This is a genomic window from Streptomyces davaonensis JCM 4913 (assembly GCF_000349325.1).
GTDB classification, from domain to species: Bacteria; Actinomycetota; Actinomycetes; order Streptomycetales; family Streptomycetaceae; genus Streptomyces; species Streptomyces davaonensis.
In genome coordinates this window covers 651,987-673,007 of record NC_020504.1, presented here as the reverse complement: position 1 = coordinate 673,007, position 21,021 = coordinate 651,987, and the positions used below count along the sequence as shown (strand labels likewise).

Sequence of the window (21,021 nt, the reverse complement as noted above, 5' to 3'; positions counted from 1 at the left end):
CCACGGACCTGACATGCACCGCGACATCGCTCCAGGCATCACCCAGATCGCCACCACCCGGCGGGACAACGCCTTCCTCATCGCGGGTGACGACGGCTTCACCCTCGTCGACGTCGGCTGGGCGTCGGCCCCCGCCACCCTGCTCACCGCCGTGGCAGACCTCGGCCGCAAACTCTCCGACATCCGCCGGGTCGTCCTCACCCACGCCCACCCCGACCACGTCCAAGGCGCCGCCGAGCTGCGCGACCTCACCGGCGCGCAGATTCTCATCCACCCCGCGGACCATCCGTGGCTTAAAGCCGGCCGTGTGCCCCGGGAGGGCCGGTCCGGCAGCGTGGGCCGTCTCCTCGACCGTCTCCCCAAGCTCCGCTGGACCCCGTTCACAGCCGACGCGACCGTGACGGACGGGGACCCCATCGACGACTCCGACGGACTGCGCGTCATCCACACCCCCGGTCACACGCCCGGCCACATCGCCCTGCTCCACGAACCCACCCACACCGCCCTGTTGGGCGACGCCGTCTTCCACCGCGGCAGCCTCACCCTCGGCCCCGCGGCCCTGGCCGCCGCCCCCGCCCTACGCCCCGCCGCTCTCACCGCACTTCCGCCAGACCTGCGCACGATCGCCTTCGCCCACGGTTCCCCACTCACCGGAGCCCGGGCCGAGGACTTCCACCTGTTCCTCGAACGCCTTCAGAGGAATTCGGGCGACGCCCGGTCCCAGCGCTGATCGACGACAGGGCCATCCTGGCCGACGTGCTCTGGTACGGCCGGCGCAACTCCGACGAGGACGAGGTCGACCCGCCTGCCTTGTGCTTCGAGGCTCGGGAGTACCAGCGGGAAGCCAAGAGGACCGGACACAGGGAAATTGGGTTCGCTGGGCTCGGTGAGCGACGGATACGGTTCTGCCATGTCCCGATCATCCGAGACCGCCTCCTCCTCGTCCCCTGTCACCGCGGACGACCTCGACCTTGCCGTGCGACTCGCTCTGGAAGTCCTTCGCAAGGCGCCCCCGGCCGCGTGGGACGTAAAGGCGGGCTCGCTGGAGTGGGATTGCTGGGAGACCGTCGAGCATCTCAGCGACGACCTCTTCTCCTACGCCGCGCAACTGGGCCCCAGAACACTGGCCGAGGGTGGCGACGTGCCGTTCGCGTGGGAGAGGCGGCGCCCCGGCGGCCCCGCGAACGCGATTCACGCCGACCGTGAGGCCGGGCCCGTCGGGCTGTTGCAGGTGCTGGAAGCGACTGGCGCGCTGCTTGTCGCGATGGTGCGTACGACGCCCCCGCAGGTGCGCGCCCACCATGTCTTCGGCGCCTCGGACGCCGAGGGCTTCGCCGCGATGGGGATCGTGGAGACCCTGGTGCACACGCACGACCTGGCCGAAGGGCTCGGGCTCGACTGGAATCCGCCCGCCGACCTGTGCTCGCGGGTACTCACCCGCCTGTTTCCCAACGCGCCTGAGTCCACGGACCCCTGGCCCACCCTGCTGTGGGCCACAGGACGCGCCGAACTGCCCGGCCATCCCCGCCTGACCAAGTGGCGTTGGGACGGCACACCTCGGGCATAGCCGCTCAGGGAGCATCCACTCAGTTCTGGCTGCGGTCAGGTCGGCTCGAGCGGAGCCGATCGCGGGATTCGCCCGCGGCTATCTGCTGTTTGTACTTCCACAGCATCTTCCGCTCCTCCCGCGTCAGATCCGGGATGAGCTTGTCGACCTCGTCCCAGGCGGCCGCTCGGGCGGCGCGGGCGGCGCGCCAGTTCCGCCGCTTCACGGCCTCGCTCAGCTGACTCATGGCCTGGAGGAGGGGCTTGCGAGCCTCCTTCTGCCGCTTGGAGAAGCCGGGCTGCTCGGGCATGGCCCTGCGTACTTCCCAGGCGGGGCCGCCGGTGAGCAGGTGCACGCGCGGGCGGGCTCGGTTCGTCATCGGGGCCTCCTCCGGGTTGAGCTGCACGAACAGTGTCGCAGCCGGGTGGTGGCCCTGGGATTGCCCCACCCACGAAGTCAGCCGAACCGCAGGATCCGTGGCGCGAAGGTGTTCTCGGGGCCGTCGGCCCGGCCGACCGACCACACCGATGCCGTGCCCGGTACCGGCGTCGGATTCAGCGTGCGGGAGTCACCTTCCCCGGGCACGGCCGGTTCGCTGTACTCGGCGAAGGTCTGCCCGTTCCAGGCGAGGAAGTCCGGTCCCGGGACGAGCGGGGGAGTGCTGCCTGGTGGGCCCCACTTCTGCGAGCGGGCCATCGAGACCCAGGCCAGCTCGCCGGAGGCGGCGGGCACGAGTCCGGTGACCGAACCGAAGTCGGCGGGCACGGACACCCGGTTCCACGCCTGCCCGTCGAAGCGGACCAGCAGGGGCGGGATCGGCCGGCCGGGAGGGCCACCGACGAACCCGGCCGTGCCACCCGCCCACACCTCGGTGGGGGAGACGGCCAGCACACTGCCCACGGCCGAGCGCGGGAAGCCGTCCACGATCGTCTGCTGCCACGCCTCCCCGTTCCAATGCGACACGGCCGCACCGGTGTTGGTGGCGCCCGCGGCCCAGACATCATCGGCCGACAGGATGTGCAGGCCGTACACGGCTCCCGGCGGCACCGGAAGATCCCGCCAGCCGCGCCCGTCCCAGCGCAGCAGCGCCTGTACGCCGTCCCGCGAACCGATCAGCCAGGTCTCACCTCCGCCGGAGGCGACCTTGGTCAGCACGACACCGCGCGGCGGTCGGCTCTCGGACCAGGCGATGCCGTCGGAACGCAGCAGTCGGGCACCGCCCGCCGTGTCGCGGCCGACCGCCCAGAGGGCCGTCGGTGAGCTCGCGGCGACGGACAGCAACTCGCCCTGCCAGCCGGCCCCGGGCAGGCTCTGGCGCTGCCAGGAGGTTCCGTCCCAGCGCAGCATCAACGGGAAGCCCGGCGCCTCGCGCCCGACGGCATCGGCACCCACCGCCCACGCCCGGGTCGGCCCCACGGCCACGGCCTCGTTGAGGGCGGCCTGGGGACGTACACCTGCCGGGACCGGGACGTGCTGCCAGGACTGGTCCTCCGCCGCGGCCGAACTCAAGAGGCCCACAAGGGTCATGGCGGCGGCGAGGACCGCGACGAGAAGCCGGCGTGCCATGGTCAGCCTCCCAGCCGCTCGCTCATCAGGTTCGGTTTGGAGCCGTAGATCTCGACGGTCCCGAAGGACAGCAGCCAGGACCCGGCCGTGGCCAGAACACGCGGTTTGACGTCGATCGCGTTCGTGCGCTCCGGGCCGTAGGAGAAGGTGGTGCGGCGGCCGTCCACCCGCGCGTACTTCGACTGGAAGGCCCGGTCGCTGCGCACGGGCAGCCACAGCGCGCCGTCCGGGCCGCGCACGATGGCCTCGGTGTAGGTGTCGCCCAGCGGCGGGTAAGTGGTGTGCCAGGCGTGCCCGTTGAACGTCATCAGATAGGTCCGGGCCACGCCGTCGGCGTACTGGCTGCCGCCGATCGTCGCCCGGCCGGAGGGTTCGACCAGAACCGTGTGCACGTTGCTGTTCGCCGGCAGCACCACGTTCGCGTCCCGCCACGCAGTGCCGTCCCAGCGCAGGATGGCAGTGCCGTCCCAGCGCAGGATGGTGGTTCCGGTGCTGGTGTCCCCCCACGCCCAGACGTCGGTGGCGGTACGCGCGGTGATCCCCATGAGGTAGTGCACTCCGTCGGGAACGGTCTGCGCTGTCCAGGTCGAGCCGTCGTAGTGGAGCACTTTCAGCCCGGTGTCGTCCTCACCGACGACCCACGCGGCTCCAGGTACGGCGGTGAAGTCCTGGTAGGTCCACAGGTTCTGCGGCAGCGGGACGGAACTCCATCCGTTCGCCGACCGGCGCAGAATCTCTCCCGCCCCGACGCGGTTGTGGAAGATCCAAACTTCCTCGCCGACGAACTGCACCTTGCCCAGCCAGCCCAACTCGTCGGCGCCGGGAAAGCCGGTCTCCCGACTCCAGTCGGTGCCGTCCCACCGGTACAGCATGGGCCGCAGCCCATCAGCCGCATGCTCATAGCCACTCGCCCAGGCTTCTCCCGGCCCACGAGCGGAAAGATCGGACACGGTCACCGGCGAGACCGCCGCCGGCGGCACGGGCAACGCCGACCAACTCGCCGTACCGGCCCCACCCGACGACACGGCGGCGGCCGGAGAGACCGCCGCGGCACAGGCGAGCACAAGGCAGACAACGAACGCACGGAGATGGTTCACGCGACCTCCCCAGAACGCGAAGGCCGCTCAGCTTATTGGCATGTACCCGCAGTGACCAGAGCGTGGCTGGAGCCAGTGACCTGCGGCGGACAGCGTCACCTCGATGTCGTCGCTCCAGGAACAGACTTCCAGCCACGACAAGTAGCCGTCCCGCGTGAAGACGAGGACCTCGCCAGGGCATTCGCCGGTCTCGGAGACGAGCTGGGCCTCGGCCGCCACGACGATGCCGGGGGCGGTGGGCGCGGGCTCTGCTTCGTCGGCGCCGAGGTCGAAGTAGGCGGTACCGCATCCGCATGTGCAGCGCGCTCGTACCCCGAGGTGCGGAACCTGCTTACGCAGCGCCACACGAACCGGATCGTCCCCGCTCAGCACGAGCGCCAGCACGTCGGCTACGTCGGCGGGCAGACTCTGGGGCATCCCGTGACCGTATCAGGGCAACGATTGTGCCGGTTCGGCTGTCGTAGGGAGTGCCACTCGGCCGTCATCCCTGGGAGGGTCCAATGAGCCGCTGCACCGCACCATCGGACGACAGACACAGCCGTGGTTCCGGCGTTGCCGGACGCAGTGCCGTCGTCGCTGCCGTCGTGGTCGTACTGGCCGGGGTCGGCACCTCGGCCGAGGCCACGCCCAGCGAGCCGGTGGTCAGCGGCGCCAGTGTCAATGCCGGACGTGACGTCATCGTGGGGATCACGCACGACGTCGCGTTCCCGGTCACCGTCACCGGAGCGGACGACTCCGGCCTGTCGTTCGTCGATGTGGATCTGAAGGGGCCGCACGGCGGCTTCTACACCACCGACGCGTTCTGCGAGACCCCGACGGCCTGCACCACGGGGTTCACCGTCAACGCCCACCCCGCCCCGGGCAGCGACGATCCCGTGGACCTGGCCAACGCCAACGCCGGTACCTGGAAGGTCGACGCCCTCGTCGACACCCACGACGGCGAATCCGTCTTCGCCCCCGGCGTGGCCACGTTCGGCCTCAAGCGTGCCGCACGGCTCACCGTCAACGCCGCACCGGAACCGGTGGCCAAGGGCGCCTCCATCACCGTCACCGGCAAGCTCGTCCGGGCCAACTGGGACACTTACCGGTACGCGGGATACACCGGCCAGGCCGTCAAGTTGCAGTTCCGCCCGGAGGGCAGCGACACCTACACCACCGTCGCCACAGTGACAACGAACAGCACCGGCAACCTGCACGCCAAGGTGAAGGCCGTCAAGGACGGCTACTGGCGCTGGAACTTCACCGGAACCACGACCACCGGCCCGGCCAAAGCCACCGGTGACTACGTCGACGTACGCTGAAAGCCTCGGAAAGCGATCCGAAGTCGACGGCGATCAGGCGGCGTTGGGGCGCGCCGCGCCCTTGAAGACCTGGCTGAAGTGCCACGCGCGGTGGGGCGCCGCGACGGGACGGATGCCCGGCTGGGGGCCGATGAGGGGGCGGCCCGCGAGTGCGGTCACGTGCTCGCGGGCGGCTGGGTTCCGGCCGACGAAGCGCTGGGAGACCAGGACGCGATGGCCGTCGCCTATGCCGAGAACGCCCTTGTCGAAGAGCTTGAGGTGCAAGGAGCACAGGCACAGTCCGTTGTCGACGTCGTCGGGGGCCGTCGTAGGCCCACCAGCGCACGTGCGCGGCCTCCAGTGCGACGGGTACGGTGTCGATCATGCCGTCGTAGCCGCAGAAGGCGCACTGGTACTCGTAGGCCGTCAGGACCAACTCCCGCATACGGCGGTCCCGTTGCCGTCGCTCCGGTGCGGTCAGGGCGTCCGTCTCCGCCAGGTCCAGCTCCAGTCCGACCGCCTCGCACAGGTCCGGGTGCAGGGACGGCGGGAAGTGCAGGTCCAGCAGCACTCTGGCCATCCGCGCCAGCAGCGACGGTTCCCGGACGAGCGCCGTGCGCAGGTCCGGGGCCAGTCGCCCGGTGGCGCCGCTGGAGCGCAGTTCGCCGACCCTGGGGCCCGGGCTGCCCGCGCCGCGGTCCGTGCGTACCTCCCACACCTCGTCGTTGGCCAGGTGGTGGAAGGGGTAGGCCGGGGTGGTCCCGCGCGTGGGGCCGTACTCCGCCAGCAGTTGCTTCAGGTCGGCCTCCACCGCGCTGTAGCGCAACTCGCCCTCGGCGTCCGCCTGGAAGCGGCCCAGCGCGTACAGCAGCAACAACGGCTTGTGCGGGGCTCGTTCACCATTTCGGCTCCACTGCCTCAGACTTGCGGCGCGCTCCAGCCAATCCATGGCCCATGATCGTAGCCACGCTCTCGCCGATGGGCGCCAGGGATCACCACTCGGCCACGAGCGGTGTCTCCGGTTCGTGTCGCCGCCAGGCTTCGGTGAGTCGGGTCAGTCGGGCGGGGGCGGCGATTCCGCGCACGGTTGCGATCTTTCCGCCCGCGAGGTCGAACGTCACGGAGCCGACGACCTGGTCGCCGACCACGGTGAGGATGGCGGGAGTGCCGTTGACGACCGCGAAGTGGATGGCGGGCGTGCCGCCGGCCAGTCGGCGCTTCGCGGGGGTGGGTTTGAATCCGGCCCGTGCGACGGCGGCGACGCGTTGCGGGGTGTCGAACCGGGACAGCTTCTCGGTCAGTCCGGCGCCGTCGGAGATCGCGGTCGCGTCGTCGGTGAGCAGCGCCACCAGCCGTTCGGTGCGGCCGGAGGAGGCCGCGGCGAGGAACTCCTCGACGATCCGGCGAGCCGACGCCCGGTCGACCTCGTCGCCGCCGCTGCGCGCGGCCGTGATCCGGCGGCGGGCGCGGTGGAGGTGCTGCTGGCTCGCGGACTCGGAGATGTCGAGGATCTCGGCGATCTCGGCGTGGCTGTAGGAGAACGCCTCGCGCAGGACGTAGACGGCTCGTTCGACGGGTGACAGCCGCTCCATGAGCGTCAGCACGGCCAGCGAGACCGATTCGCGCTGCTCGAAGGTGTCGGCCGGGCCGAGCATCGGGTCGCCGTCCAGGAGCGGTTCGGGCAGCCAGGCACCGGCGCTGCGTTCGCGGCGTGCCTGCGCCGAGCGGAGCCGGTCCAGGCACAGGTTGGTGACGACCTTGGTCAGCCATGCTTCCGGCACCTTGATCTGCTGCCGATCTGCACTTTGCCAATGCAAGAACGCATCCTGTACGGCGTCCTCGGCGTCCGTGGCGGAGCCCAGCAGCCGGTAGGCCAGGGAGGCCAGCCGGTTGCGGCTGGCCTCGAACCGGCTGGTGTCGAAGCGGTCAGTGACGGTGTTGTCCACGTGGATCACCCTAGGCGGCGACGCAACCCGGCCGCTCGGCGGATGTGCTGGGCGCGGCGGTCAGGCGGCGCTTGCGCTTGGGCAGGCCGAAGGTCGGGTGCGAGGTGGCCCACAGCGAGGTCCTGAGGATGGCGGACTTGATCCGGGCGGCCTTGCGGCCGCCCACATACTTCGGCTTCGCGCGCGCTTCGTCGTCGACGGTCTGAAAGATGGCGTCCCGCCGTCCGAGGCTGATGTGGTTGGCCGTGTAGTCCAGTTTGGTGTGGGGGACCTTGCGGCCGGTGAGGTTGCCGATGATCGCGGCGATGACCTGTGCGCTCGTGTACCCGGCCGAGGCGCAGGACATCGGCAGCGGGCGGCCGTTGTCACCGATGGCATGGGCGCTGTCGCCGGCGGCGTAGACGTTCGGGTGCGAGACGGATCGCATGGTGCGGTCGACGGCGATCCGACCGCTCTCGGTGACCTCAAGACCGCCGGCGGCGGCGATGGGACCGACCGTGAACCCGGCCGCCCACACGGTCGCGTCGGAGGCCAGGACGGAGCCGTCGGCGCAGAGCACCCGGGTCGTTTCGACGGCCTCGACGCAGGTGTGCTCCAGGACGGTGACGCCCAGCCGGTCACAGGCTCGGCGCAGGTGGGCGCGGGCTCCGGGGGAGAGCCGGGCGCCCAGCTCGCCGCGGGCGATCAGTGTCACCGACAGGCCGGGCCGGGACTCGGCGATCTCGGTGGCGGTCTCGATGCCGGTCAGTCCGTCGCCGACGACGAGCACGGTGCGGCCCTCGCCTCCCTTCGTGGCGCCTTCGAGGCTGTCCAGCCGCCTTCGCAGACGCAACGCGGAGGGTCGTCCGGCGACATTGAAGGCGTGCTCGGCCACCCCGGGGACGCCTTGGTCGGCGACGTGGCTGCCGAGCGCGTAGACCAGCGTGTCGTAGCCGAGTTCGCCGCCGCCGTCCGCGTCGGCCACGGCGACGACCTGGCGCTCGGGGTCGACGGCGGTCACCCGGGCCACGCGCAGTCGTATGCCCGTGCCCGCGAAGACCTTCGTGAGCTTCTGGACCTCGATCTTCCGGCCCGCCGCCAACTGGTGCAGCCGTAGCCGCTCGACGAACTCCGACTCGGCGTTGACCACGGTGATCTCGGTGTCCGCCGGGGACAGCCGACGGGCCAGGTTCCCGGCCACGAATGACCCGGCATACCCGGCGCCCAGGACGACGATGCGGTGCTTCATGAGGTGCTCCTGTCGGTTCGCTCGTTCCACGTGAGTTGAGCGGGGCAGCGCTTCGATTCCTGACAGGAAGATGGTGTGACGTGGGTCACAAGAGGTGGCGGCCGGTGTCGAGCGCGGCACTCGCGCATCAGGGGTTGACAGAAATCCCTGAACGGCAGAGCCTTTGGCAACGTTGTCATCGGGACTTGGCAACGTTGTCATTTCGGTTCGGCGCGGGGGCGCGGAGCCGGTTCGGCTTGTGCTTTTTGATGGGACGTCACACACATGACAGATCAGTCGGGTCCGTCGCGCCTCCCGTCGCGACGGACCGTTGTCACCACGGGTACGACCCTGCTGGCCGGGTTCGGCCTCAGCTCCGTGCTGCCCGTGTCGAACGCTGCTGCCGCCCCCACCGGCGCACCCGCCACCACGGGCGGCGAGTTGGCCCTCTACCGGCCCGTCGCGGTCTCCTCCACCGCCTACGCCGCCACGCCCGGCTCGTTCGTCGTCGACCGCCTCGCCTCCCCGGGCGTCAAGGGCAGCGGATGGCGCGCCGAGGGAGGCGACCCGCAGTGGATCGCCGTGGACCTCCAGGCGCCCTGCGAGGTCACCCACATCCGGCTGACCTTCGAGGCCGACGCCTCCGATCCGGTGTACACGCCTCCCACCACCGGCAACGTGCACAGCGGCACCACCGGCAAGGAGATCCAGTCGAGCTACTCGCTGGTCTTCGCCGTGGAGACCTCGCTCGACAACAAGTCCTGGACCCCGGTGTATCGCACCGCGGCGGGCACCGGCGGCGTCGTGAACATCCAACTCCCGCACCCGAGCCGGGCCCGCTGGGTGCGGATGACGTCCCAGAAGCGCTCCAGCCCGCTGCCCCTCGGCCTCAACGGCTTCGAGGTGTACGGCAACGCCGAGGCCGAACGCCCCTCGGCCACCGGCTGGACCGACTGGGGATCCCACCCCGGCAGGGCGCCGAAGCTGACGGTCGCCGACGACGGGACCGTACCCGTGGAGTCGGGCTGGCGGCTCACCATGGACGACTGGGCGGGCGCCGACGGCGCGGCCCTGTCGAAGACCTCCGTGGACACAAGTGACTGGCTCCCCGCGACCGTTCCCGGCACGGTCCTCGGCTCCCTCGTGGACCAGGGCAAACTGCCCGACCCGGTGGCGGGCCTGAACAACCTGCACATCCCGGAGGCCCTGTCCCGCCACTCGTGGTGGTACAAGCGGGACTTCGCCCTGCCCCGCGGCCTGCGCACCGGCTCCGGCCGGCGCATCTGGCTGGAGTTCGACGGCATCAACCACAAGGCCGACGTATGGCTCAACGGCAAGCAGGCCGGCGACCTGACCTATCCGTACGCCCGCGCCGCCTTCGACGTCACCGGGCTCATCGACCCGGCTGCCGAGAACGCGCTCGCCGTGCGGATCACGCCGATGCCGGTGCCCGGCAGCCCCGGGGACAAGGGCCCCGAGGGCGAGGCGTGGGTCGACGCAGGCGCCCAGCAGATGAACCTCAACTCCCCGACGTACCTCGCCTCTTCGGGCTGGGACTGGATGCCCGCCGTACGCGACCGCGCGGCCGGGATCTGGAACCACGTACGGCTCAGATCGACCGGGCACGTCGTCATCGGCGACCCGCGCGTGGACACCGTCCTGCCCGAACTGCCGGACGTGTCCGTCGCCGAGGTGACGGTCGTCGTACCGGTCCGCAACGCGGACACCGCCGACCGCGAGGCGACGGTCACCGCGGCCTTCGACGGTGTGCGGGTGTCCAAGAGCGTCACGGTGAAGGCCGGTGAGAGCGTCGAGGTCGTCTTCGCGCCCAGCGCCTTCAGCGAGTTGAAGCTGCGCGATCCCAAGCTGTGGTGGCCCAACGGCCTGGGCGAGCCCCACCTCCACGACCTCACGCTCACGGCGACGGTCGGCGGCCAGGAGAGCGACCGGCGCGTCACCCGCTTCGGTATCCGCCAGTTCGGCTACGAGTACGACACACCGCTGCCGTTCACCGCCTCCGGCGACGCCTACACGCAGACCGTGACCTTCGACCGGCAGCAGGCCCGGCACGTCCGCATCCGCTGCCTGACCCGGGCCACGTCCTGGGGCAGCTCCCTGTGGACCCTCTCCGTCGGCGACAGCACCCGCCCCGGCCTCGACCTCGCCCTGCACGCCACCGCCGAGGCCTCCAGCACCGACCAGGACGACCACGGCGCGGCCAACGTCACCGACGGCGACGCCGGCACCCGCTGGTCCTCCGCCTACGAGGACGACCAGTGGATACGCGTCGACCTCGGCTCCACCCAGTCCTTCGACCGGGTCGACCTCACCTGGGAGCAGGCGTACGCGAAGTCGTTCGTGGTCCAGGTCTCGGCCGACGGCTCGGACTGGACCGACGTGAAGTCCGTGGACAACGGAGCGGTACCGCTGCCGTTCAACAACGGCAACGCCAGCCTCCAGATCCAGGACTTCGAGGCGCGTACAGCACGCTTCGTCCGCCTCAACTGCGGCCTGCGCAACACCAGTTGGGGCAACTCCCTGTGGACCCTCAGCGTCATCGACCGCACGGATCCCGGTACCGATCTCGCCCTGCGCCGGCAGGCCACCGCCTCCACCGAGGAGTCCGACCACCCCGCCTCCCACGCCACCGACGGCGACCCGAACTCCCGCTGGTCCTCCGCCTACGAGGACCACCAGTGGATCCAGGTCGACCTCGGCTCCTCCCGTACGTTCGACCGCATCGCCGTCGTCTGGGAGAACGCGTACCCGAAGACGTACGTCATCCAGGTCTCGGCGGACGGCTCGGACTGGACCGACGTCAAGTCCGTGTCCAACACCCCCGACCCGCTGAAGATCAGCGTCAACGGTGTGCGGGTGCTGGCCCGTGGCGGCAACTGGGGCTGGGACGAACTGCTGCGCCGGATGCCGGCGGAACGCATGGACGCGGCCGTGCGCATGCACCGCGACATGAACTTCACCATGATCCGCAACTGGGTCGGCAGCAGCGACCGGGAGGAGTTCTTCGCCGCCTGCGATCGGCACGGCATCCTGGTGTGGAACGACTTCCCCAACGCGTGGGGCATGGACCCGCCGGACCGCGAGGCGTTCATCTCGCTCGCCCGCGACACCGTGCTGCGCTACCGCATCCACCCGAGCGTGGTGATCTGGTGCGGCGCCAACGAGGGCAACCCCCCGGCCGCCATCGACAAGGGCATGCGCGACGCCGTGCAGGAGCAGGTGCCCGGCCTGCTCTACCAGAACAACTCGGCCGGCGGAATCGTCACCGGCGGCGGGCCCTACGGCTGGGTGGAGCCGGAGAAGTACTTCGACCCCATGACCTACGGCAGCAAGGACTTCGGTTTCCACACCGAGATCGGCATGCCCGTCGTCTCCACCGCGGCGAGCACCCGCAACATGACCGGTGACGAGCCGGAGTGGCCCATCAAGGGGGCCTGGTACCACCACGACTGGAGCGAACGCGGGAACCAGGCGCCGCAGAACTACAAGGCAGCCATCGAGGCACGCCTCGGTGAATCGGGAGACCTGGACGACTTCGCCCGCAAGGCGCAGTTCGTCAACTACGAGAACACCCGCGCCATGTTCGAGGCGTGGAACGCCCACCTGTGGGACAACGCCTCCGGCCTGATGCTGTGGATGTCCCACCCGGCCTGGCACAGCACGGTCTGGCAGACCTACGACTACGACTTCGACGTCAACGGCACCTACTACGGCGCCCGTTCGGCCTGCGAGTCCCTGCATGTCCAGGCCGACCCGGTGAACTGGCAGGTCATCGCGGTCAACCACACCTCGACCGACCTGCGGGGAGCAACCGTCACCGCCCGGCTGTTCGACCTGACCGGCCGGCAGCTCGGCTCGACCAGGCGCGTACGGGTGGACGTAGCCCGGGCGGACACCGCGAAGGCCTTCACCGCGCAGTGGACGAACGGCCTTCCGGATCTGCACCTGCTGCGGCTCACCCTCACGGACGCCACGGGCCGGGAGGTGTCACGGAACACGTACTGGCGTTACCGCGACCCCTCGTCCCTGCGCGACCTGAACAAGGCCAGGCAGGTGAAGCTGACCGGCGACATCACCGAGGTGTCGCGCTCCGGGGACCGGCACGGGCTGACGGCGACGATCCACAACCGCGGAACTGCGGTGGCCGCCATGGTCCGTCTGTCCCTGCTGGAGGAAGCCCACGGCCGCCGGGTGCTGCCGACGCTGTACAGCGACAACTACCTGTGGCTGCTGCCCGGAGAGTCCCGCACCGTCCGCCTGTCCTGGCCGTCGCAGGCGTGTTCGTCCCGACGTCCGGTGCTGACGGCGCAGGCGTACAACAGCCCGGAGACGACGCTGCGCGGCTGAAGCCCAGCGCCCCGGTTCCGGCTTTCCCTGCCGGGGCCGGGGCACCGTGTGAGACCCGGCGGATGTCGGTGAGTATCCGTGCACCGCTTCGCTCCACCGCAGTTCCTTCCGTCGTCTGCGGACCTCGCCGGCCACAGCAGCGCCGACAGCGCTGATAGGCACCTTCAGGCCCGCAAGGGTTGCGTTCTTCCGGGATCGGAGGAAAGTGTGAAGCTTCCCCGGATCACGCTGTCGCTGGCGCGCAGAGCCGCTGTCAGTTCTCTTCGCAGCTCGTCCGGGAGGATGCCTGTACCGAGGGCGCAGGCGCGCACCAGCGCGCGGCAGTCCTGCACTTGCCGGTCCGTGGCAATCTCGGTGAACAGAGGGTGAGCCAAGCTCTCGCGGGCTGCGTAGCCGTCCTCGGCGTCCGTCGTCCTGCGGTGGAGATCCTCTACGATGCGGTGCGCGGCGGACGAATCGGCGGAACCGAGCGTGTCCAGGACAGTGAGTCCGAGGCGGGTGTCGAAGACGGTCATCCCGGGTTCGGCCTTCCGTCTGGAGTAGGCCGTCACCAGGTCGGCCAGGTGGCCGTCGATCGGCTGCCCGGCGTCGCGGCGGCACAGAACGGTCAGGCATGCCGTGACGGCTTGTTCCCATGGGTCGCCGGGCAGCGTGTCGGCGAGGAGACCAGCAGCCCCTGCCGTGTCGTTCGCAACGAGGGTGGCGAGTACGGCGACCTGCCGACCGTCGAGCATCCGCTGTCCGATGCCATGGTGGGCTTCGTTGTGCACCAGCGCCTCGACCCATCGCCCCTGAGTGGTGAGGGCGCGCGTGCCGTCGGCGAGGAGGACGCGCCACAGCCACGCGCGGACCTCCTGGCGGTCTTTGCCGGTCGCGGTGAGGTCCGCAGGTACGTTGACGCCCTCGAACCGGGCGGCTGTGCCCGTCTCGACGACCTTGTACAGGTCGAGGGTGTCGCTGACGGCCCTGATCGGCGTGGCCGGCGCGGATCTGGAGGCGAGCGAGATTGACGACCGGTTCCAGTCCTCGGATCGCGCTCATGCCGGGCAGGGGGGCAGGCGTGGAGGTGGGCGGCGGCGTGCTGGTGGCACATCTCGCGGGCGAGGTCGGGGAGGCCGAGGTCGGAGGCTATGAGCGCGGCCTGGTTGTAGACGGCCGATGCGAGACCCTGGTCGGCCTTCTTCACTGCGATGTCGGCCAGGTCGACGAGTGCGCGCACGCGTTCAGGTAGGGGCAGGCAGGCGGGGCGGAATCGGGCGACGAGCGGGAAGCGCTGGGCTGTGAGGCCGTGCGGGTCCATGGATCCCCCAGGTCGAGAGTGAGGACTGCTGAGGCGGCGGTGCCCGCCGGCCGTGTGCCGGCGGGCACCGTCCGCTAGGGGTGGGGCGTCATCGCCAGTCGACGACGATGCGGTTCAGCGGGGTGTCGAGCGCGAAGAGACCGGGGCGCTGCTCGATGGCGGGGGCGTCAAGGGGCTGGATCTCGAACGTGGCCTCACGGCCTCGGTACTCCCTGTCCCAGATGCGGATGGCGTCGGCGACCTTGGCGGCCAGCTCGTCGCTGCCGGGGCCGTGGCCGATGACGCCGAACTCCCAGAGCTTGTCGCCCTCGGGGGTGTTCTCCTTTGACAGGCGCCGGGCGAGGTAGGTGACGGCGCCCTTGTCGACGACCGCGGTCGACGAGGGGTAGGGGTCCTCGGTGAGCAGGGTGCCCTTGGCGCTCTGGGGGAACAGCATCCGGATCAGGCCAGAGGGGAGGGAACAGGTGACGAACAGTTCCATCCACTCCGGCGACTCCATGGCGTGGACTGTCATGCCGGTCCACTCCTCGGTGCGGGGCTGGTCAAGTACACCCGCGAGGGCATCGGCGTCGATGCTGAGCCCGGCGGGGGCCTGGAGCCGTACGGTGCCGTCCGCACTCAGAGGGGTCACTCGGCGCTCATCGTCGGCGATGCCCCGCCGAAGCGGCATGAAGGTGTTCATCTCGCTGCCGAGGGACACCCATCGGCCGTCACGCTGCTCGTAGGCGATGGAGCGGGAGACGGTGCCCTTGAGGCGCTGGGGGACGAGGAGCCGGCCGCCGGGGGCGAGCTGCTGCAGCCAAGCGTTCGACACACCGTGCGCGCCCACAGTGGCGATGATCCGGTCATACGGCGCTGCTTCGGCGTAGCCGAGGGCCCCGTCGCGGGTCACGGCCTCGACGTTGGTGATCCCGGCGGCGGAGAGGTGCGCATGGGCGCCCTCCACGAGGTCGTCGTCGACGTCGAGGGTGGTCACGTGTCCGCTCTCACCGACCAGGTGGGCGAGGAGACCGGCGTTGTAGCCGGTGCCGGCGCCGAGTTCGAGGATGTGCTCGCCGGGCTGGGCTTCGAGTTGGTCCAGCATGAGGGCGACGACGCCGGGCTGGGAGGCGCAGGAGATGGACGTGCCGTCGGTGTCGTACTTGATGTGTACGGGTGCGTTGGCGTAGGCGTCTTCGAGTGACGCATCGGGCACGAACACGTGGCGGGGCACGGTCCGCAACGCGGTCTCGACGGCGGGCGTGCGGGCGTGTCAGTCCGCGCGGAGTTGGTCGACCAGGGCGTTGCGGAGGCGCTCGGCGTCCGCCGTGGGGGTGGTGATCGTGTCGGTGTTCACCGCGCTGACGCTATCGATGTCGGCCGTTGCCTCGGTGGGCGACGCGGTGTGGTCACTCGTTCCCATGACTACCTCTCGTGCGATGTGGGACAGGGCGCTCTGGTCGTCCTGGAGGAGACTGGCGCGGTTGGCGTGGAAGATCACGTGGTGGGCGATGACGGCTCGCAGGCCGCGGGTGAGGGCGCCGCGGGCTGCGAGACGGGCGAGCGTGGCTCCTGTCTGTTCGAAGGCGGTGACCACTCGTCATACCTGTGCAGTGGACCGTTCGGGCGGAACTCCTAACACAATGAGGTGGATCGGTCCTGGTGGTCGTGTCCGGCCGGTGGGCTGAGCGTTGGCGAGGCCATGGGGGCTTCACCGTGGATGGTGTCGGATGACCTGTGGGAGCGGATCGAGCCGCTGCTGCCGAAGAAGGAGCGACGGTTCCGATACCCGGGCCGCAAACCAGTCCCGGACCGGCAGGTGTTGTGCGGGATCCTCTTCGTGCTGTACACCGGCACCCAGTGGGAACATCTCCCGCGGGAGCTCGGCTTTGGCTCGGGCATGACCTGCTGGAGACGGCTGAGGAACTGGAGCGAGGCCGGAGTCTGGCAAAGGCTTCACGAGGTGCTGCTAGACGAGGTGAACGCCGCCGCCCGCCTGGACTGGTCCCGCTGCGTGGTCGACTCCTCCCACGTCAGGGCGCTAAAAGAGGGCTCCAGACGGGCCCGTCGCCGGTAGATCGGGGACAGGCTGGCTCCAAGCACCACCTGATCACCGACGGCCACGGCACCCCGCTCGCGGTCGTCCTCACCGGCGGCAACCGCAACGACGTCACCCAGCTCATGCCCCTGCTCGATGCCATCCCACCCGTCCGGGGCCGACGCGGCCGGCCCCGCCGCAAGCCGGACGCGCTGCTCGCCGACCGCGGCTACGACCACGACAGGTACCGCGAGCGGATCCGCGCGCGCAGGATTCTCCCTGTCGTGGCCCGCCGGGGCACACCCCATGGCAGTGGACTGGGCCGATATCGCTGGGTCGCAGAGCGCACGTTCGCATGGCTTCCGGCGCCTGCATGTGCGCTGGGAACGCGGGGCTGATATCCACGTAGCCTTCCTCAACCTCGCCTGCTGCCTCATCACCCTGCGCCAGATCCGCTCACTGTGTTAGCGGATCCGGGTGAGAATTCGGCCGTTCGCCCGAAGCTGTCGTCCGCCGCGCTGCCAGAACGCCGATCCTCCCTGGTTTCGGGGTTCCATGGCCCGTATGACCAGGCTGAGCAACCTGGCGCAGCTGCGCCGAATCTCTCACCGCGGCGCACGTCACGGAAGCCAAAGGCGGGCAGGACGTCCTCGCACGGGCGACCATACGGAAGGAAGCCGCCTGCAGTGGGCGGCGCTGGCGGCGGCATCGCTACCCGGGATCGCAGCGCTTGCCGCCTTGCTGTTCACCTGGGTTTCGGTCCAGCAGTCCGGCGAACAGTTGCGGATCGCCGAGCGTGGGCAGGTCACCGGCCGGTTCAATGCAGCAATCGGCAACCTCTCCTCGTCGGCCGTGGACGTCCGCCTCGGCGGCATCTACGGCCTGGAGCGCCTCATGCGAGATTCGCCGCACGACCACCCCACCGTCGTCACCCTGCTGACGGCCTACGTCCGTGAGCACACTCACGGGCAGGCGGGCGGCTCAGCCGATGCCCGCCCTGCCGCGGACGTCCAGGCGGCCATGACGGTACTGGCCAACCGGGATCCCACGCGTGACGGCCGCGGCGACTTCAACCTGCGCAACGTCCGCCTCCGCAACCTGAGCTACATGGGGATGTGGGACCGGGCCCGCCAACGCGTGATCGGTATCAATTTCCGTGAGGCCGACTTCAGCGACGCAGACCTGCGCAGCGCGGACTTGGAACTTGCCCATCTGGCCGGGGCGATCATGGCGCGCACATCTCTGCAGGAAGCAACCCTGAACCAGGCTGAGTTGACGGACACCGACCTGACTGATGCCAACCTGAATCAGTCGCACCTCGCGCGCGCCGACCTGAGGCGGATCCAGGCGGCGAGGGCGCACTTCGACGAGACGGACCTGACAAGCGCCGTATTGGAGGATGCCCGTCTGCAGCGGGCCAGTCTCGTCCGTGCCAGCCTGCCTCACGCCATCCTGCGCGGAGCGGACTTGAGGGGGGTCGATCTCCGCGACGCGGACTTCACCGACGCGGACCTGACCGGCGCCGATTTCAGAGGCGCGAAGAACCTGTTGACCGCGGAGTTCAAAGGCGCGGTCCGCAAGGGCACCCGAGGGTTGCCTCCGTGACAACAGTCGGGCTTCCACCATCCCGACTCATTGTGTAGCCGTTCTTAGGGGTTGATGACTGGTTGCAGGGAGATCTTGCCGCGGCTGTCGATCTCAGCGACCTCAACCCAAATTGTTGTGCCCATGCTAAGAACATCTTCAACGTCGCGGACCGGCTTACCGCCGACCAGCTTGCGAATCTGGGAGATGTGTAGCAGGCCATCTATACCCGGCAGCATGGAGACAAAGGCTCCAAAGGTCGTGGTCTTCACTACCGTTCCCAGATACCGATCGCCAACTCCCGGATATGCAAGTGCTGTGACAGCCTGTGCGCCATGCCTCAATGCATCGGGTACGGCCGTGGGAGTCCGAGAGGCCTTCAAACTGATGAAGGGCTGGAGTGGCCTTGCTTGTGAGCTAGCGGGCTGCTGCTTGCGCAGGACCGTGACTGCTGCGATGGCCGCCCGTTCAGCGGCGTGAGACTGTGAGCCAGACACATCGGCTTTGTGCTTCTCAGCGTTGGCGAGATCACTGATGCCCCTGACGACAAGGACGTCCAACTGTCCGCTGAGATGGGCCGCATGGGCAGCTCCAGAGCCCTCCATTTCGATAGCGCAGGCGTTGTTGTAGTGCCGTCGAATGTGCTCAGCAAGGACTGATCTGTCGTCAGCTAAGGTCTGTCCCGTAAAGATCTGTGAGGGCCGCGCGGCTCGCATCCGACGCGTACGGGCGTGGCTGGACGTCTGTGCGCGTGGGACCTGGTGCACACTGCTGACATGGCCGAGGACGAGGCGCAGCTCAGCCCTCCTGAGTCGCTGTTGCAGTTGATCGACAATCTCGCGCGGTTCCATCGCGAGCATGAGGAGTACTACTCGCAGGCTCCGTTGCGGCAGGCCGGCGAGCTGCAGGCGCGGTCTCGGGCGCTGAAGACGCTGGCCGACCGGTGGAGCGTGGTGGGCGTGGGTGAGCAGACGTCGGCGGCCGCGTTCGCCGGCACGGAGGACCTTAATGCCCCCGGGCTTGCCGCGGCGTCGGGGATCCTCTTCATGGAAGGGGAGGGCGAGCCGGTCGAACTACAGCGGCTGAAACGTGAGGTCGGGCTGCTGGCGGATGACGTCGAGCAGACGGGTGCCTGGCTGGCCGGTGCGATGGAGCAAGCGTGGGAGATCGCGGGGGGCCTGGCTGCCTATCCCGCGCTGGTCGACCTGCTCGGGGAGCGGCACCGGATCATCGCCAACGACTGGCAGTCGGCGGGCCTCCAGGCCCTGGTCGCACGGCTGTTGCGGCGCGCTCTTGACCTGCTGGCCTGCATCGACTTCGCTCCGGCGGCGCTGCGGGTCGATCTGGGGGGCGAGCGGACGGCCCCCGCCTACCTGTATTCGGCTTCCGAGCTGCTGGACCGGGCAGCTGATCTGATGACGGAGTCGGCAACGCTGGTGCATGACAACGAGCGGCGCTGGCGCATCTTCCGTGCCCGAGTTCGCGAGTTGCAGTCCACGTAGGCGTTCCCGCCGTGCGGGATGATCTCCGCATGGCAGCAGTGATCACGGCGTCTGAGTCGTCCTGGATAGCCCCGTTCACCGGGCTCAGCCCTCGGCAGTTCGGCAAGCTGGTGACGGTGCTGCGACGCGAGGGTGCGGACGCGATCCGCAAAGGCCGGCGGTGGAGTCTTCTGCTGGAGGACCGGGCCCTGCTGGTCGCGGCGTACTGGCGCACGAACCTTACGATGCGGCAGCTCGCCCCGTTGTTCGGGGTGTCCAAGTCGGCGGTGGACCGCATCATCGACCACCTCGGGCCGATGCTCGCGCTCCAGCCCTGCAAGCGGTTCGCCAAGGACACCGTGCTGATCGTGGACGGCACCCTGATCCCCACTCGGGACCACAGTGTGGCCGAGAGGTCGAAGAACTACCGATACTCCACCAACCACCAAGTCGTCATCGACGCCGACACCCGACGCGTCGTCGTGGTCGGCCGGCCGCTCACCGGGAACCGCAACGACTGCAAGGCATGGGAGGAATCCGGCGCCAAGGCCGCCGTCGTAAAGACCCTCACCATCGCCGACGGCGGCTACCCGGGCACCGGACTCGTCATCCCGCACCGCCGGGAGCGCGGCCAGACCGAACTCGCGGACTGGAAAGAAGACCACAACAAGTCCCACAAGCAGGTCCGCGCCCGCGTCGAGCACGTCTTCGCCCGCATGAAGACCTGGAAGATCCTCCGGGACTGCCGCCTCAAAGGCGACGGCGTCCACCACGCCATGCTCGGCATCGCCCGGATGCACAACCTCGCCCTCGCCGGATAGATCTACGGGCTTCACCACGATCAACCATGCCCGAGACGACTCGGAGATCATTTACGGGACAGCCCTTAGCTGGGCCCCAGCGGGAAGGCGTTCGCCGGGCTTGAGCCGTCCCGTCAGGATCTGGTTCCGGAGGTCATCGGCGATGGCGTGGCGGCGCGTAGGCACTGACGAAGTCACCGCCTCTCAGCATGCGTACGGCGATGAGTCGGGTGCGTATGTGTATGGTCAGCAGCTCGCCAGACTCGAAGACTTAGATGAGGTGAGAGGCCGATGAGTCGCCGCAGAGGGACCCCTAAGGTCGCCGCAGTCGTAACTGCGACCGTGCGCGAGTGGAACGACGAGGAGGGTTGGGGTGTTCTCGACTCGCCCGAGACCCCCGGAGGGTGCTTCGGCCACTACAGCGACATTCAGGCGCCGGGCTTTCGCACGCTGTCTCCAGGGCAACAGGTCGATCTCACCTGGGAAGCACCCGGTTTCAAGCAGGACGGGTACGACTACCGAGCGGTGAGCATTGTTCCCCGTCCCGTCTGACATCCACACTTGACATCAACGGCCGCGAACGCTTCCACACCGAAGCGACCACAGCCGGACCAACGACAAGCCGTGCCACGCCGTTTCATCACCCCGCATGGCACGGTGATCGAACTCCTGAAGCGGGTGTCGCAGGGTTCGAATCCTGCCGGGGCACAAAACAAAGGGCCAGCTCAGGAGGAGTTTCCTCCCCGGCTGGCCCTTCGCCGTGCTCGAAGCCGTGCCACACGCGTGCCACCGGCCACACCGTCACTGCGGAGTTATCAGGGATATCCGCCCA

17 protein-coding genes and 5 pseudogenes are annotated in these 21,021 nt (G+C 69.3%); 10 read left to right on the top strand and 12 right to left on the bottom strand.

The features are described 5' to 3' along the window. Positions 1 to 13 precede the first annotated feature (13 nt). Complete coding sequence (locus BN159_RS03000; RefSeq protein ID WP_015655417.1) at positions 14 to 730, top strand: MBL fold metallo-hydrolase; 717 nt, start codon at positions 14 to 16, stop codon at positions 728 to 730. 180 nt (positions 731 to 910) lie between these two features. Further along, the gene (locus BN159_RS02995; RefSeq protein WP_015655416.1) at positions 911 to 1,567 is read left to right on the top strand and encodes a maleylpyruvate isomerase N-terminal domain-containing protein; all 657 of its coding nucleotides are present in this window, start codon (positions 911 to 913) and stop codon (positions 1,565 to 1,567) included. 19 nt (positions 1,568 to 1,586) lie between these two features. Here BN159_RS02995 and BN159_RS02990 read toward each other — a convergent pair whose 3' ends face one another. The 4 genes from BN159_RS02990 to BN159_RS02975 form a co-directional block, all read right to left on the bottom strand. Then, positions 1,587 to 1,925 carry a hypothetical protein gene (locus tag BN159_RS02990; protein WP_015655415.1) on the bottom strand — a complete coding sequence of 113 codons (339 nt, stop codon included), beginning with the start codon at positions 1,923 to 1,925 and terminating at the stop codon, positions 1,587 to 1,589. Positions 1,926 to 2,002: 77 nt separating this feature from the next. Continuing rightward, a complete protein-coding gene (locus tag BN159_RS02985) occupies positions 2,003 to 3,112 on the bottom strand; it encodes a hypothetical protein (protein WP_015655414.1) in 1,110 nt (369 codons plus the stop codon). A 2-nt stretch (positions 3,113 to 3,114) separates the two neighbouring features. Further along, positions 3,115 to 3,984: a hypothetical protein gene (locus BN159_RS02980; RefSeq protein WP_231905568.1), complete on the bottom strand. Its 870-nt coding sequence runs from the start codon at positions 3,982 to 3,984 to the stop codon at positions 3,115 to 3,117. A gap of 252 nt (positions 3,985 to 4,236) precedes the next feature. Then, on the bottom strand, positions 4,237 to 4,626 hold the full coding sequence (locus BN159_RS02975) for a hypothetical protein (protein WP_015655412.1): 390 nt from the start codon (positions 4,624 to 4,626) through the stop codon (positions 4,237 to 4,239). An 83-nt stretch (positions 4,627 to 4,709) separates the two neighbouring features. Here BN159_RS02975 and BN159_RS02970 point away from each other — a divergent pair, with 83 nt between their 5' ends. Further along, positions 4,710 to 5,510, top strand: coding sequence for a hypothetical protein (locus BN159_RS02970; protein ID WP_015655411.1), 801 nt, complete (start codon positions 4,710 to 4,712; stop codon positions 5,508 to 5,510). Between the two features lie 33 nt (positions 5,511 to 5,543). Here BN159_RS02970 and BN159_RS02965 read toward each other — a convergent pair. From BN159_RS02965 to BN159_RS02955, 3 genes and pseudogenes are all read right to left on the bottom strand, one after another. After that, positions 5,544 to 6,438, bottom strand: a pseudogene (locus tag BN159_RS02965) (phosphorothioated DNA-binding restriction endonuclease). 43 nt (positions 6,439 to 6,481) lie between these two features. Further along, positions 6,482 to 7,435, bottom strand: coding sequence for a sigma-70 family RNA polymerase sigma factor (locus BN159_RS02960; RefSeq protein WP_015655409.1), 954 nt, complete (start codon positions 7,433 to 7,435; stop codon positions 6,482 to 6,484). Positions 7,436 to 7,445: 10 nt separating this feature from the next. Next, positions 7,446 to 8,663, bottom strand: coding sequence for an NAD(P)/FAD-dependent oxidoreductase (locus BN159_RS02955; protein WP_015655408.1), 1,218 nt, complete (start codon positions 8,661 to 8,663; stop codon positions 7,446 to 7,448). A gap of 264 nt (positions 8,664 to 8,927) precedes the next feature. Here BN159_RS02955 and BN159_RS02950 point away from each other — a divergent pair, with 264 nt between their 5' ends. After that, positions 8,928 to 13,007, top strand: a complete 4,080-nt coding sequence (locus BN159_RS02950) for a discoidin domain-containing protein (RefSeq protein ID WP_015655407.1) — start codon at positions 8,928 to 8,930, stop codon at positions 13,005 to 13,007. A gap of 164 nt (positions 13,008 to 13,171) precedes the next feature. Here BN159_RS02950 and BN159_RS02945 read toward each other — a convergent pair. Further along, a pseudogene (locus tag BN159_RS02945) lies at positions 13,172 to 14,307 on the bottom strand (hypothetical protein). A gap of 88 nt (positions 14,308 to 14,395) precedes the next feature. Further along, positions 14,396 to 15,915, bottom strand: a pseudogene (gene fxlM / locus BN159_RS02940) (methyltransferase, FxLD system); the annotation flags it as partial. 91 nt (positions 15,916 to 16,006) lie between these two features. Between fxlM and BN159_RS47690 the strand changes: the two are divergent. The 3 genes from BN159_RS47690 to BN159_RS02930 all read left to right on the top strand — a co-directional run bounded on the left by BN159_RS47690 (position 16,007) and on the right by BN159_RS02930 (position 17,929). Beyond that, positions 16,007 to 16,363, top strand: a complete 357-nt coding sequence (locus BN159_RS47690) for an IS5 family transposase (RefSeq protein WP_015655402.1) — start codon at positions 16,007 to 16,009, stop codon at positions 16,361 to 16,363. Beyond that, positions 16,288 to 16,722 (top strand): transposase, encoded by a 435-nt coding sequence (locus BN159_RS47685; RefSeq protein ID WP_408055034.1) that lies wholly within the window; start codon positions 16,288 to 16,290, stop codon positions 16,720 to 16,722. Before BN159_RS47690 ends, BN159_RS47685 begins: the two co-directional genes overlap by 76 nt. 166 nt (positions 16,723 to 16,888) lie before the next feature. Then, the gene (locus BN159_RS02930) at positions 16,889 to 17,929 is read left to right on the top strand and encodes a pentapeptide repeat-containing protein (protein ID WP_157901067.1); all 1,041 of its coding nucleotides are present in this window, start codon (positions 16,889 to 16,891) and stop codon (positions 17,927 to 17,929) included. A 44-nt stretch (positions 17,930 to 17,973) separates the two neighbouring features. Here the strand turns inward: BN159_RS02930 and BN159_RS46015 are convergent. Both BN159_RS46015 and BN159_RS45165 read right to left on the bottom strand, forming a co-directional pair. After that, positions 17,974 to 18,213, bottom strand: a pseudogene (locus tag BN159_RS46015) (S1 RNA-binding domain-containing protein); the annotation flags it as partial. A gap of 192 nt (positions 18,214 to 18,405) precedes the next feature. Continuing rightward, a pseudogene (locus tag BN159_RS45165) lies at positions 18,406 to 18,759 on the bottom strand (phosphorylase family protein); the annotation flags it as partial. On the opposite strand from BN159_RS45165, the gene BN159_RS02920 reads away from it, so the two are divergent. After that, positions 18,685 to 19,410, top strand: coding sequence for a hypothetical protein (locus tag BN159_RS02920; protein WP_015655399.1), 726 nt, complete (start codon positions 18,685 to 18,687; stop codon positions 19,408 to 19,410). The pseudogene BN159_RS45165 and the gene BN159_RS02920 overlap by 75 nt on opposite strands. 29 nt (positions 19,411 to 19,439) lie before the next feature. Then, complete coding sequence (locus tag BN159_RS02915; RefSeq protein WP_015655398.1) at positions 19,440 to 20,210, top strand: IS5/IS1182 family transposase; 771 nt, start codon at positions 19,440 to 19,442, stop codon at positions 20,208 to 20,210. A gap of 51 nt (positions 20,211 to 20,261) precedes the next feature. Here BN159_RS02915 and BN159_RS43600 read toward each other — a convergent pair whose 3' ends face one another. Further along, positions 20,262 to 20,375 carry a GntR family transcriptional regulator gene (locus BN159_RS43600; protein ID WP_408055033.1) on the bottom strand — a complete coding sequence of 38 codons (114 nt, stop codon included), beginning with the start codon at positions 20,373 to 20,375 and terminating at the stop codon, positions 20,262 to 20,264. A gap of 105 nt (positions 20,376 to 20,480) precedes the next feature. Between BN159_RS43600 and BN159_RS43595 the strand changes: the two genes are divergently transcribed. Beyond that, complete coding sequence (locus BN159_RS43595; RefSeq protein WP_015655397.1) at positions 20,481 to 20,741, top strand: cold-shock protein; 261 nt, start codon at positions 20,481 to 20,483, stop codon at positions 20,739 to 20,741. Positions 20,742 to 21,021 lie beyond the last annotated feature (280 nt).

Bases quoted from the DNA above. Each gene is read 5' to 3' on its own strand.
- BN159_RS03000 (WP_015655417.1), top strand. From the start codon at position 14: ATGCACCGCGACATCGCTCCAGGCATCACCCAGATCGCCACCACCCGG.
- BN159_RS02995 (WP_015655416.1), top strand. From the start codon at position 911: ATGTCCCGATCATCCGAGACCGCCTCCTCCTCGTCCCCTGTCACCGCG.
- BN159_RS02990 (WP_015655415.1), bottom strand. From the start codon at position 1,925: ATGACGAACCGAGCCCGCCCGCGCGTGCACCTGCTCACCGGCGGCCCC.
- BN159_RS02985 (WP_015655414.1), bottom strand. From the start codon at position 3,112: ATGGCACGCCGGCTTCTCGTCGCGGTCCTCGCCGCCGCCATGACCCTT.
- BN159_RS02980 (WP_231905568.1), bottom strand. From the start codon at position 3,984: ATGCTGTACCGGTGGGACGGCACCGACTGGAGTCGGGAGACCGGCTTT.
- BN159_RS02975 (WP_015655412.1), bottom strand. From the start codon at position 4,626: ATGCCCCAGAGTCTGCCCGCCGACGTAGCCGACGTGCTGGCGCTCGTG.
- BN159_RS02970 (WP_015655411.1), top strand. From the start codon at position 4,710: ATGAGCCGCTGCACCGCACCATCGGACGACAGACACAGCCGTGGTTCC.
- BN159_RS02955 (WP_015655408.1), bottom strand. From the start codon at position 8,663: ATGAAGCACCGCATCGTCGTCCTGGGCGCCGGGTATGCCGGGTCATTC.
- BN159_RS02950 (WP_015655407.1), top strand. From the start codon at position 8,928: ATGACAGATCAGTCGGGTCCGTCGCGCCTCCCGTCGCGACGGACCGTT.
- BN159_RS47690 (WP_015655402.1), top strand. From the start codon at position 16,007: ATGGTGTCGGATGACCTGTGGGAGCGGATCGAGCCGCTGCTGCCGAAG.
- BN159_RS02930 (WP_157901067.1), top strand. From the start codon at position 16,889: ATGACCAGGCTGAGCAACCTGGCGCAGCTGCGCCGAATCTCTCACCGC.
- BN159_RS02920 (WP_015655399.1), top strand. From the start codon at position 18,685: ATGGCCGAGGACGAGGCGCAGCTCAGCCCTCCTGAGTCGCTGTTGCAG.
- BN159_RS02915 (WP_015655398.1), top strand. From the start codon at position 19,440: ATGGCAGCAGTGATCACGGCGTCTGAGTCGTCCTGGATAGCCCCGTTC.
- BN159_RS43595 (WP_015655397.1), top strand. From the start codon at position 20,481: ATGAGTCGCCGCAGAGGGACCCCTAAGGTCGCCGCAGTCGTAACTGCG.